Origin of the sequence: Rhizobium leguminosarum bv. viciae USDA 2370, from assembly GCF_002008365.1 — a bacterium.
GTDB lineage: Bacteria > Pseudomonadota > Alphaproteobacteria > Rhizobiales > Rhizobiaceae > Rhizobium > Rhizobium leguminosarum.
In genome coordinates, this window is sequence record NZ_MRDL01000025.1 from 286,538 (window position 1) to 300,261 (window position 13,724).

A 13,724-nucleotide genomic window follows, 5' to 3' on the forward strand; every position below is an offset into this window, starting at 1 on the left:
CCCTCCCTCACGCGCGATCCATCAGTAAACGGCAAAACGTCAGAGAAGGGTAGGCCTTGCGGCTTAACCTCGTCGCGATGCTGCTTCATGCTGCTGAACGGCTGCCGGACGGCCAACCGACACGGAATGCTACGGGAGAGACTCTCTATAAAGAATGTATAGGAAAATCAGGCGAGAGCAGGGCAAAAGAGACAGGCACGGATTTTTCCTGCCGGTATCTGCGAATGGCAACAGGATAAGACACCCTCCTCCTTTCACGCGGCCCGTTTGCCTTGTCCAATGACGGGACGAATGGATTGCAGGCGCGGATGCGGAGAGTTGGGAAAATGAACGCGGAGATTTTTCGATATCGGGTAGGACATGCCGGCCGCCCAGCGAGAGCAGCCGGCTGTCGTTTTGTGCCGGCAGCGACCGGCCCTTGCTCTGCTATCCCAACACTGCCTGAAGCACGACGATGGCAAGAAACGAGAGGCCAATGAACGCGGCAACCCAGATGACCAGACGATTAGCCTTTGCCAGCACGGCGGGTCTGACGTCCCGCTTGGGGTGAAACCGCTGCCGCCGTTTCAGGGTGGTGTGGGACAAGCGTTTTTGTGCCTCTACCATTTGTCACCTCCACTTGGCTCATTTTAGCCATTGTGCAGTGCTGTGCACTTCCTCAATCTAGCACGCTTGGCCAGCGGATTGCCAACCCGTGATCCATCCTTGCGGCCAGGGAATTCGTCGACGATGGTTTCGCGCAGGGAGGCCTATCGAATTCGAACCCGAGGCAGCCTCAACTGCACCGCCATCCTGTCCTGCGAACGGCGGCGTCATATCGAACCCGTCGCTTCGATATGACGTCGAAACCGAAAAAAGATGCGGATTGTGGTCAGTCTTCTGTGTCCTCGCCCTCGTCGGTCAGATCCGCGACCGGGACCAGGAACACGACGAACTCGTCCTCGATGGTCCGTTCGGGATCGTCGTCGAATTCATAGGCGTGCTCGACTTCGCTTGCTTCCTCGGTGGTCGCCTTGCGCAAGCTCAGGGCTGCTTTGCGGTCCCACAGGGGCTTGCCTTCGGATTCCAGGATGGTCAGATCGTCGCGAAAGTCTTCCGCCTCGAAGAAATGCGTCGCTTCTTCGTGATTTTCCGAGCGAAAACTGGCAACGGCGCGGCCGGCGATTTCAACGGTAAAGTAATCCATCCATCTCTCTCATTTTCATGCGGGCGACAGTGCTGCCGCACGGTATTGGCGTGGCCGCGCCTGGCCAGTGGCCAATGCGCGAGGAAACTGGGCATTTCGAATGTCCAGGGTGATGTATTCTAGCAGATCTCATCCGGGCGATGGACGAAAAGATGCCGGAGCGGTTCAGCTTCTCATCGAAGCGCAGAACCGCTCCAACTTTTTGTTTTTACGCAACTCCGGACGGAAAACCGCTTCGCACTTTTCCTGGAGTTGCTCTGGTGCGGGGAAGGCCGGTTTTGTTCGGAAGGCATGGCAACAAAAAGCGGCCCGGTTTCCCGGGCCGCTTGCATGTCGATGCCTGAAGAGCGCTCAGATGAGCTTGGCGAAAGCGACTGCCGTGTCGGACATGCGGCTGGAGAAGCCCCACTCGTTGTCGTACCAGGACAGGACGCGCACGAAGCTGCCTTCCATGACCTTGGTCTGATCGGTTGCGAAGATCGAGGAGTGGCTGTCGTGGTTGAAGTCACGGGAGACGAGCGGCTCGTCGGTGTAGCCGAGGATGCCCTTCAGCTTGCCGTTTGCAGCAGCCTGGATGGCTTCATTGATTTCGCCAACGCTGGTCGCCTTCTTGGCGACGAACTTGAAGTCGACGACGGAAACGTTCGGGGTCGGAACGCGGATCGAGGTGCCGTCGAGCTTGCCCTTCAGATGCGGCAGAACGAGGCCGACTGCCTTGGCTGCGCCCGTCGAGGTCGGGATCATGGAAAGGGCGGCCGCGCGGGCGCGATACAGGTCCTTGTGCATCGTGTCGAGCGTCGGCTGGTCGCCGGTGTAGGAGTGGATGGTCGTCATGAAGCCGTGGTCGATGCCGACGGCGTCGTCGAGAACCTTCACGACCGGCACCAGGCAGTTGGTGGTGCAGGACGCGTTGGAGATGACCAAGTGCTCCTTGGTGAGCTGGTCATGGTTGACGCCGAAGACGACCGTCAGGTCAGCGCCATCGGCGGGCGCCGAGACGATGACGCGCTTGGCACCAGCCGTCAGGTGGGCGGCAGCCTTGTCGCGGGCGGTGAAGATGCCGGTGCATTCCATCGCGATGTCGACGCCGAGTTCGCGGTGCGGAAGCGTTGCCGGATCCTTGATCGCCGTGACCTTGATCGGCTTGCCGTTGCCGACGATGATCGAGTCGCCCTCGACCTTCACCGTTGCCGGGAAGCGGCCGTGGATCGAGTCGTAGCGCAGCAGGTGGGCGTTGGTTTCAACCGGGCCGAGATCGTTGATGGCGACGACTTCGATGTCGGTGCGGCCGGATTCGACGATGGCGCGAAGGACGTTGCGGCCGATGCGGCCGAAACCGTTGATGGCAACCTTGACTGTCATGTTCATTCACTCCCGATAGAGTAGGGCCCGATAGGTGAGGGCCTGGAATTGAGGAGATGGAGAGCGCCTCAAGGCGCCCTCATTAAAGCTTTGCTTCCGCGGCCGCAACGACGGCGTCGGCAGTGATGCCGAAATGCTTGTAGACTTCCTTGACCGGGCCGGAAGCGCCGAAGCTCTTCATGCCGATGAAGGTGCCCTCCGGTCCGATGAACGCATCCCAGCCTTCGCGAACGGCGGCTTCGACGGCGATCTTGACCGGCGAGTTGCCGAGGATTTGCTTGCGATAGGCTTCCGGCTGCTCGAAGAACAGTTCCGTGCAGGGGACCGATACGACGCGGACGGTGACGCCCTTGGCTTCGAGTGCCGTACGAGCCGCAACGGCGATTTCGACTTCGGAGCCGGAGGCGAAGATCGTCACCTTGGCGTCGGCATTGCCGGCGAGCACATAGGCGCCCTGTTCGCAAAGGTTCTTTTCGCTGTATTCGGTGCGAGCTGCGAGCAGGTTCTGGCGCGTCAGAGCAAGGCCCGAAGGACGGTTGTGCGTCTTGATGGCGATCTGCCAGCATTCCGCCGTTTCCGTGGCGTCGGCCGGGCGGAAGACCATCAGATTCGGGATGGCGCGCAGACCGGCGAGCTGTTCGACGGGCTGGTGCGTCGGGCCGTCTTCGCCGACGCCGATCGAGTCATGCGTCAGGACGTGAATGACGCGGATGCCCATCAGCGACGCAAGGCGGATCGGCGGGCGGCAATAATCCGAGAAGATCAGGAAGCCGCCGCTGTAGGGGATGAGGCCGCCATGCAGCGCAATGCCGTTCATGGCAGACGCCATGCCATGCTCGCGGATGCCCCAATGCATGTAACGACCGGCGAAATCCGTCGGGGTGATCGAATGCATCTGGCTGGTCTTGGTGTTGTTCGACGGCGTCAGGTCGGCGGAGCCGCCGAGCGTTTCCGGCAGGAAGCCGTTGATGACCTCGAGCGCGTCCTCCGAAGCCTTGCGGGTCGCAACCGTCGGCTTGGTCTCGGCGAGCTTCTTCTTGTATGCGCTGATCGCGGCGTCGAAGCCTTCCGGCAGCTCGCCTGCCATGCGGCGGGTGAACTCGGCCCTGGCCGGAGCTTTGGCGAGGCCGTCTTCCCAGGACTTGACGAGCTTGACGGAGCGGGCGCCGGCTGCACGCCAGCTGTCAAGGACATCAGACGGGATGACGAAGGCTTCGGCTTCCCAGTTCAGCGCCTTGCGGGTGGCAGCGATTTCCTCGGCGCCGAGCGGGTTGCCGTGGACCTTGTGGGTGCCCTGCTTGTTCGGGGCGCCAAAGCCGATGATCGTCTTGCAGGCGATGAAGGTCGGGCGGTCGGACTTGTGGGCAGCTTCGATCGCGTCGGCGATGGCAGCCTGATCGTGACCGTCGATCTCGATCGTGTTCCAGTGAACGGCCTTGAAGCGGGCGATCTGATCGGTGGAATCCGACAGCGACACGGCGCCGTCGATGGTGATCGAGTTGTTGTCCCAGAACAGAACGAGCTTGTTGAGCTTCAGGTGGCCGGCGAGCGCGATGGCTTCATGGCTGATGCCCTCCATCAGGCAGCCGTCGCCGCAGATCGCATAGGTATAGTGATCCTGGAGATCGGAGCCGAATTCCTCGCGCAGCTTGCGTTCGGCAATCGCCATGCCGACGGAATTGGCAATACCCTGGCCGAGCGGACCGGTGGTCGTTTCGATGCCGGTCGCGTGACCATATTCCGGATGGCCGGCGGTCTTCGAGCCGAGCTGGCGGAACTGCTTCAGATCTTCGATCGTCATGTCAGGATAGCCGGTCAGATACAGCACCGAGTAGAGCAGCATCGAGCCATGGCCGGCCGACAGCACGAAGCGATCGCGGTTCGGCCAGTGCGGCTTCTTCGGATCGAACTTCAGATATTTGGTGAACAGGACCGTTGCCACGTCAGCCATGCCCATCGGCATGCCCGGGTGGCCGGAGTTCGCCTTTTCAACGGCGTCCATGGCGAGAAAACGGATCGCATTCGCCATCCGGTCGTGTTGTTCGGGAGAGGTCATGGCTTTTCCGCAAGTTCCGGGTGTCGGGGGATGGCCTCGAGCCTCCAAGACCATCGAGTGAAAGCGGCAGAGACATAGCAGTTGGGACGGGCAAGTCAATAAATGGCGGGCCAAATCCGGGCGGGCAGCGGCGATTTTTGACATTTGATCGCGCGATTGTACAAATGACGAATTTGATGCGACGAGCATGTGGAAAACGCTCATCCACAGGATAGGCTGGCGGACAAGTGACAGGATTTATTGACGGGCCGTCGGCGAGCTGCATATCCTTTTGAAATCGCAGGATCGGCGCGGCGTGCCGATTCGCGGATCCTGCGCGGGAATCGGAAAGACATGATGCCCACAGGCAAAACCATGGAAGCAGCGCTCAACGAATTGAGACAGGCGATTTCGAGCCTCGAAAACGCCGTCGACATGCGCGTCGAGCGGCAGCGCGAGCAGGGCGAGATCGAGGGCGAGGTGCGGCGCGTGCACGCCGACCGCTCCCGGCTGGCGCAGGAGCTCGATCAGGCCGAATTCCGCGCCAACCGGCTGGAAGAGGTCAATCGCGAAGTATCGCGGCGGCTGGTGACGGCGATGGAAACGATCCGCGCAGTTCTGGATCGCTGATAGAAAGAGTTTGGCATGGCGCAGGTGACGGTAACGATCGACGGCAAGGCCTATCGCATGGCCTGCGAGGAAGGGCAGGAGGATCACCTGACCGATCTCGCCACCCGTTTCGACCGCTATGTCGGCCATCTCAAGGACCAGTTCGGCGAAATCGGTGATCTCAGGATCACCGTCATGGCCGGCATCATGATCGTGGACGAGATTGCCGAGCTGACGCGCCGCGTGGCCGGATTGGAATCCGAGCTCGAGTCGCTACGCGGCAATCGCGATACGGTGCTTGCTGCGACCGCCCGGACCGAAGAAAATCTTGCGGCAGCGCTGAGCGAGGTCTCGAGCCGCATCCGCGGCATCACCGACAAGCTGAATGGCCGGTCCGCCCCGGAACTCAATTGATCTCAATTAAATAGGGGCGGCCTTCCGTCGCCACTGGCGCGTCAGCGCAAACAACCTTATATATCGCCATGCGGTCTGCGCCTCTCGACAGGAACCACAATCCCTGGGGCCATACTCGATCCAAAGGGAGCTGTCCCTGGCCAGGCCCGTGGGCCTGGACACACGGCGCCCACCTACGTTTGTAGGCACCCAGGATCGTAAACATCCATCGGTGGTCGTGGATCGCACCCTTCCCTTTTATCGTCGGCCGGGATCCCGGATATGGCGGGCGAACGCGCGGCTTCCGCGTCCGCCCTTGTCAGTGCGCGACTACTTCTTCAGACCTGGAAGGGTGACCTGAAAGACCTGGAACATGGTGTCGACGTCGGCACCGCCGTCCGCCTTGTAGGCTGCACCCACCTGGAAACCATCCTGCGTCAAGAAGTCGTTGTCATTGGCGACGAACAGGAAGTAGTCGTCCGGCAGGTTCGGGTCGAGAACGCTCGCAAGCCCCATGGCTTCCCATTTTTCCGACAGATTGTTCTTGTCGTTCGGCGCGCCGTTGTGCAGGCCGAAGCGGGCAAGCTCGGCCTTGTCGTTGAGGTCGATGAAGGGTGTCAGCGTCGCCGGCGTCAGCGAGGGATCGACGACGCCCTTCGGCGCGATCGGCTTGCCGGCGTCGAAATCGCTGCCGGCGATGTCGGTCGCAGCGGAAACGTCGACAATACCGACCTTGCGGTAGAGCGAGGTGTCACCCTTCAGGCCCTGGCCGTTGCCGCTGTCGCGGGCGAGCATCAGAAAGGTCTTGTCGGAAAGAGCGACGATTTCGCTCTCCGCGGCGATCGTCGTCTTGTCCTTGGCGTCCTTGAAGACCGGCAGCGGTACGACATATTCGTGCACCAGTTTCAGATGATCGGGATCGGCGGCGTCATAGATCATGGCGCGGGTATTTTGGCGGGTCGAGCCGGAATCGCCGCCGTCCTGGCGGGCAGCCGACTGCAGCACTGATATGATGAACTTACCGTCCGGCGTCATCGCCATGCCTTCGAGACCCTGGTTGTTCTGGCGGCCGGTCTCTGGATCCTTCGGGTCCGGCGTAGATGCGCCGGGGCCGGGATTGTTGGAGGCGAAGCTCAGCGCGCCCTTGCGCATCGGCAAAAGAGCTTTCGGCGGCTGGGTGGCAGACAGCAGGTGGCCGTCGGCCGAGAAGTGATAGATATAAGGGCCATATTCATCGCTGACGAACATGGTACCGTCGGCCATGCGGATGATGGCTTCATTGTCGAGCGCGATCTTGCCGTTCGTCGCCTGCGGCAGCGGCGGAAAATCGCCGGCAGCGGGGCGGACGCCGGATTCCGGGTCGAGACCCGTCATGTCGCCACCCTTGTCGTCGATGAAGAGCGTGGAATCGACGAGCTTTGCGTCGACGCCAGACTGTTCCTTGCCGGCCTCGGGTGCCGCACCCGGAGCGGTCGGTGTCAGGCCGATCGAGATGGTGTTCAGGCGGGGCCGATAGTCGACGGTGCCAACGGCGTTGTAACCGCGGTCGGGCAGCAGGTAGAGCGTGCCTTTGTAGCTGGCGCCGTCGCGACTCCAGGCGGCAGGATCGACTGCCATGCCCGAGCCGGAACCGAAAGTCTCGCCGAATTTGTCACGCTGGTTGGCCGGGATACGCCCGATGCCGACCAGGCCCTTGTTGACGAAGGTGAGGCCACCGACGGTGGCGGAATTCTCGGCACTTGCGACGGCCGGAATGGCGGCGGATGCGGCGAGAACCGCGGCGAACAGCCGCGATGCGTATGGTCTGACATTCTTCATGGAAATACCCTCTCGGTCAAAAGCGCTCTCGAAACGGTTTCCGCCCGCAGGCTGGACACCGCTTCAAATGACACCCCGGCCTGGATTCGATTTCCCGATGGCACAACATGCCCTGGATTTCGTCGCCCCATATCCCCGGCAGACGGTCTATGACGGGATCATGATATCTGGATGACACTTACTTCTCAGTGAAAGCGTCGTGCTGAAGAGGATCTCAGCTTTCGGCTATCCGCATTCCAGCTCGCTGCTCTATCCGACCGGATAGGGCCCTTCGGCAAAGATTTCGTCGTGGTAGCCTTTGGAGCCGATATCCAGTGCCAAGGGGCTTCGCCATTCCCTGTGGTCGCGCAGGCAATCGAGCACGAAACGGAAATCATATCGCGGCTGCCAGCCGAGGTCCCGTCTTGCGCGTTCGTTGACATAGACACGGTCGAGCGCCGGAAACATTTTCCAGCCGCGTGACGCGTAGAGGGCGCCTGCACCCGGGAACAGCCGTTCGACGACATGAGGCGCGTTATGCCTGATCGCGGCAAGATCGCTCGCCGAAAACGGCGTCGTGGCGGAGACGATGTAGCGGCCAAAGCCGATTGCCGGTGCCTTTTCCAGCGCCAGCAGATGGGCGCCGACCACATCGCTGATGTCGACGCGGCGGTGAAGAAGCTCGTTGGCCTGGGCATTCTCCGCCGAATATCTGTTTCGAATGGCGGGATCGTCGTCGTTTTCGGGAAAGAAACGCGCCGTCCTGAGAATGACCACCGGCAGGCCGGATTTGCGGGCAAAGAGTTCGCACAGGCCTTCGGCGGCGAGTTTCGTTACGCCGTAGATGTTTTTTGCGACGGGAAGCACGTCCTCGGTCACCCATGCCGCCGGTTCGCCGGCAACCGGCGTCAATGCCGCGCCGAAGGTGCTGGTGGTGCTGGTGAAGACGAAGCTCGCGACGCCTGCGGCGGTCGCCTCTTCGAGCAGGTGCAGAGCGCCGGCGATATTGGTGTCGAGGAAATCGTAATTGCCGTGGGTCGCTACATGCGGCTTGTGCAGCGTCGCGGCATGGATGACGTGGCTGATGCCTGACATCGCCTGCCGGACGAAGGCGCGATCACTGATCGAGCCGACCATGTCGGTGAAAGCCGAGGGCTTGATATCGATGCCGCGCACCCAGCGGCTTTCCGCCCTCAGGGTTCGCATCAGCGCCTCGCCGAGATGGCCGGCACTTCCCGTCACCAGTATCGTCATCACATCGTCTCCTGACCGTTCGGCGGCGGACGCTATAAAGACTAAGGTTTCCAGACAACGCATAAATTATGCATGGGAATGCAGGAAAGCTGCAGGCTCAGCCGATGGTCGTGACGAGACGGCCGGCGCTGCCATCGGAAAGCATGATCCTTTCCCAGGTCACGCGGCCGGCGGCGATCGGCAGCAGAGCATTGCCGTTGGCGCCGGTATCGAGGGTCAGCGACGAGAGCCTGCCCGCATGCCAACCGTGCTCCTCCAGCGACTGCTCGGCGGCGGCGATTTCGGCGGAAGCGTAGGGGAACAGAGAGCGGCCGAGAAAGGCGCCGAGCGGCGCCCGCCACTCCGCCTGCCGCGGGCGGGAGGCGGAGAGCAGCCGGTGGGTGCGGTCGCAGATCAGATGCACTGGCCGGACGGAATCCTCGACCAACCGCTTCAGCGCCGCATCGACTGCTGCATGTCGCGGCGAGGCGAAAATCCGTTCCAGCTTGACGGCCTGTTCGGGTGATAGGGCGAGCTGATCGCGCTCCCAGCGTGAGATCGTCGCCTGGTTGACGCCGAGGAGCTCGGCGAGATGTCCTTGCTTCATGCTGCGCAGCAGCCGCATGCGGCGTATGCCGGCTCCCGATATCGTCATCCGTCTGATCCCGTGCCGTTTTTGCCAGCATAAGGCTTCGGCGGACCGGGCGGCAAGGCGGTTTGACGCCGGGTCATTATTCAGGCTGACCTTCCAGGTCGCCTTTCAGCCGGTCGAGGATAGAGAGCGCATGGCCGGCATAGGCGCTGATCCAGCGGTCATAGATATGCTTGATCGGCAGGCTGTTCAGGTGGTTCCAGCGCTCGCGGCCCTCCTTCCTGGCGATGACCAGGTCGGCCTCCTCCAGCACCTTCAGATGCTGCATCACCGTGCAGCGGTCCGTCTGCGGAAACATCTCGCAGAGGGTCCCTGTGGTTCGGGGGGCATCCTTGAGCAGATCGAGGATTTCGCGGCGGCGATGATGCGCCAGCGCCTTGAAGACAGGATCGTCGGTTGATTCGCTTGACATGTTATGTTTTTATAACATAATGAAGCCAAGCACAACGGAAACAGCCACAATGGAGAAGAGGAGAAGTGTCATGTCTCTCGGAATCCGCGTTTCCGGCCGCATCGGCCGCCCCGTCGCAGAGGTGTTCGATGCCGTCGTCAATCCGAAGAAGCTCAGCAGCTATTTCACCACGATTGGCGGGGCGAGCGCGCCGCTCGTGAAGGGCACGACGGTGACCTGGTGGAAGGATGCGCCGGTCGAGGTGGTCGAACTGGTGCCGGAAAGTCGCATCGTGCTGCGCTGGGATGGCGGCACCGGCGAGGACGAAGCAAGGTACAAGACGCTGGTCGAGATGAACTTCAAGCCGTTGGAAGACGGTGGCACCTTGGTGACCATTGCCGAGACCGGCTGGCGCGAAGACAATGCTGGCCGGCGCGGCAGCTATCTCAACTGCGAAGGCTGGACACAGATGCTTTGCTGCATGAAGGCTTTTGTCGAATATGCCATCAATCTGCGCGAGGGCATGTTCCTCAGCGAAATGAAGGGTGAGCCGGCCAGCGCGCCGGACATTTGACAGGACGTCGGTCTCAAGGAGGTCAGTGGCGCAATCGTCGCATTCGCCAATATCACCGAGACTTCGCTTGCCTGTCACACTGCGGGTGCTAATTTCCGGATTCGATACTTCATTTCGGTTTCCAGGAGATTCATTATGCAGCTTGGCATGGTTGGTTTGGGCCGCATGGGCAATTATATGGTCCAGCGCTTGATGCGAGGCGGTCACGAATGCGTCGTCTACGACGCCAGGCCGGAAAGCGTTGCCGAGCTCGCAGGCCTCGGTGCGACCGGCAGTGCTTCGCTCCAGGAGTTCGTCTCGAAGCTCACCCATCCACGCGCCATCTGGCTGATGCTGCCGGCGGCGATCGTCGACAAGGTGCTGGCGAGCCTGGTGCCGCTGCTTGAGAATGGCGATATCGTCATTGACGGCGGAAACTCTTATTACCATGACGACATCCGCCGCGGCGCCGACCTCATCACCAAGGGCATCCACTATGTCGATGTCGGCACAAGCGGCGGCGTCTTCGGCCTCGAGCGCGGTTATTGCCTGATGATCGGCGGCGAGAAGGGTATCGTCGAACACCTTTCCCCGATCTTCGCGACGCTGGCACCCGGCGTTGGCAAGACGGAAGCCTCGCCGAACCGGAGCGTTGAAGCGGCTGCGGCCAGCACCGCGGAGCAGGGTTACCTGCATTGCGGTCCGCATGGTGCCGGTCATTTCGTCAAGATGGTGCATAACGGCATCGAATATGGCCTGATGGCCGCCTATGCCGAAGGCATCAACATCCTGAAACACGCCAATATCGGCGCAGCCTCGCATGAGACCGATGCGGAAACCGCGCCGCTCGCCCATCCGGAACATTTCCAATACGACTTCAACCTTCAGGATGTCGCCGAAGTCTGGCGCCGCGGCAGCGTCATCACCTCCTGGCTGCTCGATCTCACGGCCGATGCGCTGCATGCTGACCCCGCACTATCGAAATATGCCGGCCGCGTTTCGGACAGCGGCGAAGGCCGCTGGACGATCATGGCGGCAATCGACGAAAGCGTGCCGACGCCGGTGCTGAGCGCTGCGCTCTACGGTCGCTTCTCCTCGCGCGACAATGACGAATTCGCCAACAAGGTGCTGTCGGCGATGCGTGCGGGCTTCGGCGGCCACGTGGAAAAACCGGCCGCGAAATCCTGAAGGCAAGCGACTTCACTCACCGTTCCGACAAAGCCGTCATCCTGAAGTAGCGAGCGCAGTGCTTCGTTTCGAGGAGGCGGCGACGTTTGCCTTTACTAGCCATCGGTATGGTTTCCCTACTGCTTGCTGGCGGCAACGGTCGCGAGTATCCATTGCAAAGTGTCGGCGCTGCTTTGCACAAGCGACCGACATTTCATTGGAGGCGGTCATGGAGCGTGGCATGGCAGGGGGCTTGAAGGCCGTCATATCAGGCATACTGGCATTGCTTGCGCTTTTTTCGGCGGTTTCGCCTGTCTTTTCCCAGACGCCGCCGGCGCAAGTGCCGGCCGCGGCCGCCCCGCCGGCCGAAGTGCGTCAGATGATGGAGCTCATGCAGACTCCTCAGGTCAAACAATGGATGTCGACGCAAATGGCGACGGCGCCCGCGAGCGATTCGGCGGCCAGCGACCAGATGTCGGTGCTGTCAGGTCTGCTCCAGCACGCTCGCCGGCACGTCTCGATGGTCTCCGACGCGGCGATGACGCTGCCCTCGCAGGTCGGCCATGCTTCCTCGCTGTTCTTCGGTGAAATCGCCGCCACCGGATGGTCGCGCATGGTGGCGCAGTTTCTGGCGATTTTCCTGCTCGGCACCATCGTCGAGCGCATTGCCCGCTATGCCTTCCGCCGCCGCCGCCAGGCGGCGCAGATGGCGGGCATGCATCTCGCCCCGCGCGTCATACCGGCGCTGATCTTCGCAGTGGCGACGGCGCTTGCTCTTCTCAGCGTCAGCTGGCCGCCGGTCAGCCAGAGCATCGCGATCGTTTGCGTTGTCGCGCTTGTGGTCCAGCGCTTCACGATTTGTCTCGGCGGCGTGCTGGTCGATCTCATCGGGCTTGCGCGGGTGGAGGAAGAACGGCAGGGTATCACTGATCCGATCATGCCGGCGCGCGCGGTTGCATTCTTCTGGTATCGGCGCTGTGCGACTTTCGTCATCTATTTCATTTTCGGCTGGGCGGTGATCCAGTCGATGGAGCCGCTCGGTTATTCCCCGAGTGTGCGGCTCCTCGTCGGCTACATCCTGGGCATCGGCCTGCTGCTGATCGCCATCGAGGCGGTCTGGTCGCGGCCGCACAAGGACGAGAAGCGTGGTCACGGGACCTCCTGGGCGCTCACCGTCTATTTCCTGTTGCTCTGGAGCCTCTGGGTCGCAGGCTTCAACTGGCTGCTCTGGCTCGGCATTTACGTACTGCTGCTGCCGCGCGTGCTTGCCGTCTCGACGATTGCGGTAAAATCGCTGCAGCAGACCGAAGCGAGCTTCCTTGCCACGCGCCGCATTGCAGCCGTGCTGCTCGACCGTGGCGTGCGGGCGCTGATCATTGCCGTTGCCGCCATCTGGCTTGGGCATATGCTCGGCGTCGGCGCCGATACCATGGCCGCGGGCGAAACGATGATCGACAAGATCGCGCGCGGCGTGATCGGCGGCATCGTCATCCTGCTTGCCGCCGATCTGCTCTGGCATGTCATCAAGGCCTATATCGACGGCAAGCTGCTCGATTCATCCGTGGATGGCGGAGCAACGGATGAGGAAAAGGCCAAACGCGCGCGGATACAGACGCTGCTGCCGATCTTCCGCAATATTCTCGCCGTCGTGATCGCCGTCATTGCCGTTCTGATGGTGCTCTCCGGCCTCGGTATCGAGATCGGGCCGCTGATCGCCGGCGCCGGTGTCGTCGGCGTCGCAGTCGGTTTTGGCGCGCAGACGATCGTCAAAGACGTCATCAGCGGCATGTTCTATCTCTGGGACGATGCCTTCCGCATCGGCGAATATATCGAAAGCGGTAGCCACAAGGGCGTGGTCGAGGCCTTCAGCCTACGCTCGGTGAAGCTCAGGCATCATCGCGGGCCGCTGACGACTGTACCCTTCGGTGAACTCGGCGCAGTGAAGAACCTCAATCGCGACTGGACGATCGACAAGATCAGCCTCAACGTCAAATACGACACCGATCTCGTCAAGGCGAAGAAGGTGATCAAGCAGATCGGGCAGACGCTGCTCGAAAATCCGGAATTCGGTCCTCATATCATCGAGACGCTGAAGATGAAGGGTGTCGAGCAGTTCGGCGAATTCGCGATCGAAATCCGGCTGTCGATGATGACGAAGCCTGGCGAGCAATTCGTCATCCGCCGCAATGCGCTGGCGATGATCCGCAATGCCTTCCAGGAAAACGGTATCGAATTCGCCGTGCCGACGGTGCAGGTGGCAGGCGATCGCGACGCGGAGGTGGATGCTGCCGTCGCGCGCTACGCCGCCCATGCGCGGGCGGGCGGCGAGCCGGCGGCGTGAACCGC

General features: G+C 61.7%; 13 protein-coding genes and 1 other RNA gene. 6 read left to right on the top strand and 8 right to left on the bottom strand.

The genetic code is table 11. The annotated features are described in order from the left end of the window. Positions 1 to 426 precede the first annotated feature (426 nt). The 4 genes from BS629_RS12360 to tkt all read right to left on the bottom strand — a co-directional run bounded on the left by BS629_RS12360 (position 427) and on the right by tkt (position 4,604). Positions 427 to 606, bottom strand: coding sequence for a hypothetical protein (locus BS629_RS12360; RefSeq protein ID WP_018243470.1), 180 nt, complete (start codon positions 604 to 606; stop codon positions 427 to 429). Positions 607 to 871: 265 nt separating this feature from the next. Then, positions 872 to 1,186: a hypothetical protein gene (locus BS629_RS12365; protein ID WP_018243469.1), complete on the bottom strand. Its 315-nt coding sequence runs from the start codon at positions 1,184 to 1,186 to the stop codon at positions 872 to 874. Positions 1,187 to 1,537: 351 nt separating this feature from the next. Then, positions 1,538 to 2,548 (bottom strand): type I glyceraldehyde-3-phosphate dehydrogenase, encoded by a 1,011-nt coding sequence (gene gap, locus BS629_RS12370; protein ID WP_026188518.1) that lies wholly within the window; start codon positions 2,546 to 2,548, stop codon positions 1,538 to 1,540. Positions 2,549 to 2,630: 82 nt separating this feature from the next. After that, complete coding sequence (tkt, locus tag BS629_RS12375) at positions 2,631 to 4,604, bottom strand: transketolase (protein WP_018243467.1); 1,974 nt, start codon at positions 4,602 to 4,604, stop codon at positions 2,631 to 2,633. Positions 4,605 to 4,937: 333 nt separating this feature from the next. Here tkt and BS629_RS12380 point away from each other — a divergent pair, with 333 nt between their 5' ends. From BS629_RS12380 to ssrS, 3 genes are all read left to right on the top strand, one after another. Beyond that, positions 4,938 to 5,213: a DUF4164 domain-containing protein gene (locus tag BS629_RS12380; RefSeq protein ID WP_012758879.1), complete on the top strand. Its 276-nt coding sequence runs from the start codon at positions 4,938 to 4,940 to the stop codon at positions 5,211 to 5,213. A gap of 15 nt (positions 5,214 to 5,228) precedes the next feature. Continuing rightward, positions 5,229 to 5,606, top strand: a complete 378-nt coding sequence (locus BS629_RS12385) for a cell division protein ZapA (protein ID WP_018243466.1) — start codon at positions 5,229 to 5,231, stop codon at positions 5,604 to 5,606. Between the two features lie 69 nt (positions 5,607 to 5,675). Further along, a non-coding RNA gene (gene ssrS / locus BS629_RS12390) (6S RNA) lies at positions 5,676 to 5,834 on the top strand. 81 nt (positions 5,835 to 5,915) lie between these two features. Here ssrS and BS629_RS12395 read toward each other — a convergent pair. From BS629_RS12395 to BS629_RS12410, 4 genes are all read right to left on the bottom strand, one after another. Next, complete coding sequence (locus BS629_RS12395; RefSeq protein WP_018243465.1) at positions 5,916 to 7,403, bottom strand: esterase-like activity of phytase family protein; 1,488 nt, start codon at positions 7,401 to 7,403, stop codon at positions 5,916 to 5,918. A 249-nt stretch (positions 7,404 to 7,652) separates the two neighbouring features. Then, positions 7,653 to 8,636 carry an NAD-dependent epimerase/dehydratase family protein gene (locus BS629_RS12400; RefSeq protein ID WP_018445934.1) on the bottom strand — a complete coding sequence of 328 codons (984 nt, stop codon included), beginning with the start codon at positions 8,634 to 8,636 and terminating at the stop codon, positions 7,653 to 7,655. Positions 8,637 to 8,733: 97 nt separating this feature from the next. Next, entirely contained in the window at positions 8,734 to 9,270 is a 537-nt protein-coding gene (locus tag BS629_RS12405; protein ID WP_018243463.1) for a helix-turn-helix transcriptional regulator, read from the bottom strand. A gap of 76 nt (positions 9,271 to 9,346) precedes the next feature. Continuing rightward, positions 9,347 to 9,679 (bottom strand): ArsR/SmtB family transcription factor, encoded by a 333-nt coding sequence (locus tag BS629_RS12410; protein WP_018243462.1) that lies wholly within the window; start codon positions 9,677 to 9,679, stop codon positions 9,347 to 9,349. Between the two features lie 70 nt (positions 9,680 to 9,749). On the opposite strand from BS629_RS12410, the gene BS629_RS12415 reads away from it, so the two are divergent. The 3 genes from BS629_RS12415 (at position 9,750) to BS629_RS12425 (ending at position 13,719) form a co-directional block, all read left to right on the top strand. Then, complete coding sequence (locus BS629_RS12415; protein ID WP_018243461.1) at positions 9,750 to 10,232, top strand: SRPBCC domain-containing protein; 483 nt, start codon at positions 9,750 to 9,752, stop codon at positions 10,230 to 10,232. A gap of 135 nt (positions 10,233 to 10,367) precedes the next feature. Further along, positions 10,368 to 11,399: a phosphogluconate dehydrogenase (NAD(+)-dependent, decarboxylating) gene (gene gnd / locus BS629_RS12420; protein WP_018243460.1), complete on the top strand. Its 1,032-nt coding sequence runs from the start codon at positions 10,368 to 10,370 to the stop codon at positions 11,397 to 11,399. Between the two features lie 208 nt (positions 11,400 to 11,607). Further along, a complete protein-coding gene (locus BS629_RS12425; protein ID WP_018243459.1) occupies positions 11,608 to 13,719 on the top strand; it encodes a mechanosensitive ion channel family protein in 2,112 nt (703 codons plus the stop codon). Positions 13,720 to 13,724 lie beyond the last annotated feature (5 nt).